Source organism: Pseudoalteromonas sp. SR45-5 (assembly GCF_014163565.1).
Lineage (GTDB): Bacteria > Pseudomonadota > Gammaproteobacteria > Enterobacterales > Alteromonadaceae > Pseudoalteromonas > Pseudoalteromonas distincta.
Genome location: NZ_JACJDN010000476.1, coordinates 1 through 3,230, shown reverse-complemented (window position 1 = coordinate 3,230; position 3,230 = coordinate 1). Strand labels below are relative to the sequence as shown.

General features: G+C 37.7%; 3 protein-coding genes. 1 reads left to right on the top strand and 2 read right to left on the bottom strand.

The window, feature by feature from the left end:
* Positions 1-58 precede the first annotated feature (58 nt).
* Entirely contained in the window at positions 59-1,309 is a 1,251-nt protein-coding gene (locus H5072_RS15345) for an outer membrane protein transport protein (RefSeq protein WP_182694013.1), read from the bottom strand.
* 283 nt (positions 1,310-1,592) lie between these two features.
* Between H5072_RS15345 and H5072_RS21260 the strand changes: the two genes are divergently transcribed.
* Positions 1,593-1,916, top strand: coding sequence for a hypothetical protein (locus H5072_RS21260; protein WP_310735889.1), 324 nt, complete (start codon positions 1,593-1,595; stop codon positions 1,914-1,916).
* On the opposite strand, the gene H5072_RS15340 is transcribed toward H5072_RS21260, so the two are convergent.
* Positions 1,876-3,090 (bottom strand): HD-GYP domain-containing protein, encoded by a 1,215-nt coding sequence (locus H5072_RS15340; protein ID WP_039490270.1) that lies wholly within the window; start codon positions 3,088-3,090, stop codon positions 1,876-1,878. The two genes, H5072_RS21260 and H5072_RS15340, sit on opposite strands and share 41 nt — an antisense overlap.
* Positions 3,091-3,230: the final 140 nt, after the last annotated feature.

Here is a 3,230-nt window from a genome sequence, read left to right as displayed (position 1 = left end):
ATTAAAGTGAGCGGCTTTTTTGTGCCCAGAGCCTAAGCTCTAAGCATTTATACAAATATTAGAATTTGTAGTTGTACTGAGCGCCAATAAGTACTGCATTACCTTCTGACTCAAACTCAAATCCATCTTCTTCAAAGTTCTGAGTTTTACCACGGATGATACTTACACCAAGATCAACGTTAGAGCTTTGATCAATTGTGTAGTTACCACCGAATGAGAACCAAAAACGATCTGTATCTGGGATAGAGATCGACAGGTGATCTTGTGATACTGGAGACTGATCAAATGCTACACCAGCACGAAGTAATAAATCTTCGTTATATTGGTAATCTGAACCCACAGCGAAACGGTATGAATCAGAGAAGCTTTCATCTTTATTAAATGCGCTAAACTTATCGCCAGTTGGAGCTGTAACTTGTGCTTCTAATGAATCAAAGCTACTCCAACCTGTCCATAGAATACTGTAATGAAGACCAAGTTTTTCATCTAACTGATGAGAACCTGAAAATTCAGCTATTGCAGGAAGTGTTATTTCAACAGAACCAGGTAATTCAGTTCCATTTAATCCACGATAAGCTGTTGGTATTTGATTCGAGTAATCACCTTCGAATGTAATATCTGTTTCTGTACGATAATTAAAACCAAAACGGCTGTTATCATCAAGCTGATACATTAAACCAACATTTAAAGCGTAACCTGTGTCATCACCTTCCAAGTTCACAACTTCAGTGCTTGAAGCAAATGGTAAACCAGAGCCAGCATGACGCACAATAGTTGCATCAGCGTAAATTACGTTTAAGCCAATACCATAGCTAAACTTTTCAGTAACTTTATAAGCAACGCTTGCATTTAAGTTAACGGTGAAGATTTCTGTTTTACCAGCAATCTGTCCTGCTGAGTAGTCATCGTCAAAGTCTGTTGATAAACCAAAGTTAGAAAATGCACCAAAACCAAGCGATACTTTATCGTTATAAGGCATAGTAAAGTAAGCTGCTGGTACCACTGCACTTGGTGCAATGCTATCGTCATCTAATGAAGATTGATCAATACCAGTTGGCGCGCCTTCACCTTCTAAGCTTACATCTGGAATTACACCAATAGCAGCAACACTTAGTTGTTTATCTTTAAATAAAGTCATTAGTGCAGGGTTACGTGCAACTACAGACGCATCGTCTGCGATAGAAGCTTCACCAGCGTATGCACGGCCTAAACCCGATGCATTTTGCTCTGATAATTGAAACGCAGCTGCAAAGCTATCAGCTGAAACAAATGCAAGCGAAGCTGCAATAAGAGTTTTAGAAAATTTCATTGTTGAGTCCTTAACCAAACTGACTGTCTGGGTACTATGTGTGTTGTTATTAGGATTTGAAACTTTGCTACACTACCTTAATTTTTTGTAAAAAACTCTATGAATGCGTCAAAAAACAGCAAAAAACATGTTATTTAACGACATTTTAACAACTATTTAAAACTCATCGGATGAGAAATGTGTTATTAGAGTTAAAGCTCTAATTGTAATTAATTATCATTTAGATTGACTTGAAATATATAGCAAATTACACTCACTATAAAATCGCAAAGGAAGTAAAACTGTGATCATTTTATTTATTATTACAGGGCTAATATTTTGTGGGGCGAGTGTATTTTGCTTTTACAAAGCAAACTACTGCGCATGCACTCAAGCAGGACAATGCGATAACCCCGTAAACCATTATTGGTTAGGGGCAATGTTAAATTCGTTGATTTCTTTAGCGCTTTGTTGTTTTGCATTGCATGTAGAGTTAGGTACTTTGCTATGGTTAACACTGATGGGGAGTTGTTTTTTGGGTGCGTTTATTTCTGCAAAACAAACTAAAAAAAGGCAATGCAGTAAAACTAGTTCAACAAATGCTCTTTTAGCAGGCGAGACAAATTAATCTGATAATCAAGAGGCTTAACACTTGCTAGTATTTTCAGCTCTTGGGTGTGCTCACTTAAATCTATGTCTTTAGGTGTAACATGATGATTGTGCTTAGCATTATAAAATAGCTTAATTTTAGGTTTTATAGGATTTAATACGTTCCCCTCAAGCACTAAGGCTAAACGTTCATTCGTTAATTTTACAATAGTTCCTACCGGATGGACCCCCAAGCATTTTATAAAGCGTTGTACTAGTTCACCATCAAACAAGTGTTTATTGGCTAATAAGTAGCGTAATGCATTAATAGGCTCATCACCCTCTTGGTGCATTCTATCGGCTGTCATAGCATCGTACACATCTACAATTGCCATTATACGCGCCGGGCGACTTAACTTTTCAGCCTGCAGGCCTCGCGGATAACCAGAGCCATCTAAACGCTCATGATGATTTACTATCATATCGAGCATAAGGGGAGTTATACCCTTCTCACCTTTAACTAAACCTAAACCTTGGGCAACATGCTTTTTAATTGCTGCTAGCTCGTTATTACTTAGTTTAGTTGGCTTGGAAAATATACCCTGCGGTAATTTAGCTTGGCCTAAGTCATGAAGTAACGCCCCCATTGCAAGCTCTTGTACAACAGCCTTTTCATACCCTAAGTATTTAGCAAATACAGCAGTAAAAATGGCGCAGTTGATCATATGCCGCCAGTTATAGCTATGTTTGTCTTTTATACGAGTAAGAATAGTCATAGCGTTAGCATTACGAAAAACTGAGCTGACTATCTCGCTGGCAATTTCATCAAGCACTTTTATATTAACACTCAGGCCAGATGTTAAATCACCATATAATGATTGTAACTTTCGGCCATGCTGATCGTAATTTACAGTCGCTTTAGCAAACTCCTGTTCGATAGAAATAGCTATAGGTGTTTTTTCTACTTTTTTTTGGCTATTAGATGTTTTAGGTGCGCTTTGGGGCTTATATTTGGCAGGAACTGGCGCATCACCTTTAGTAAAATCTATAAGCAGCTCGAGCACCCCTTCAGACACTAAACGCTTAATAATAGATTTGTCGCGCACCAAGCCACTGGTCTTAATTTTTATGCTATTGATCCCCTCGTGTTGCTTAGTAACGCTATCAACGTACATACCAGGGGTGAGCTCAGACACAGGCAAAGTAATTAGCATAAAGGTGAGATTTTTTACATTTAAAGTAGATGTACCTTAAATAGCATTAATTAAGCTTAAAAGTCTAGTTTTTGAGTTGTAAGTAGTGATATATAACTACAAAGGATTACTTGCTGTATCACTCTTATTAGCTGTAGTGG

Bases quoted from the DNA above. Each gene is read 5' to 3' on its own strand.
- H5072_RS15345 (WP_182694013.1), bottom strand. From the start codon at position 1,309: ATGAAATTTTCTAAAACTCTTATTGCAGCTTCGCTTGCATTTGTTTCA.
- H5072_RS15340 (WP_039490270.1), bottom strand. From the start codon at position 3,090: ATGCTAATTACTTTGCCTGTGTCTGAGCTCACCCCTGGTATGTACGTT.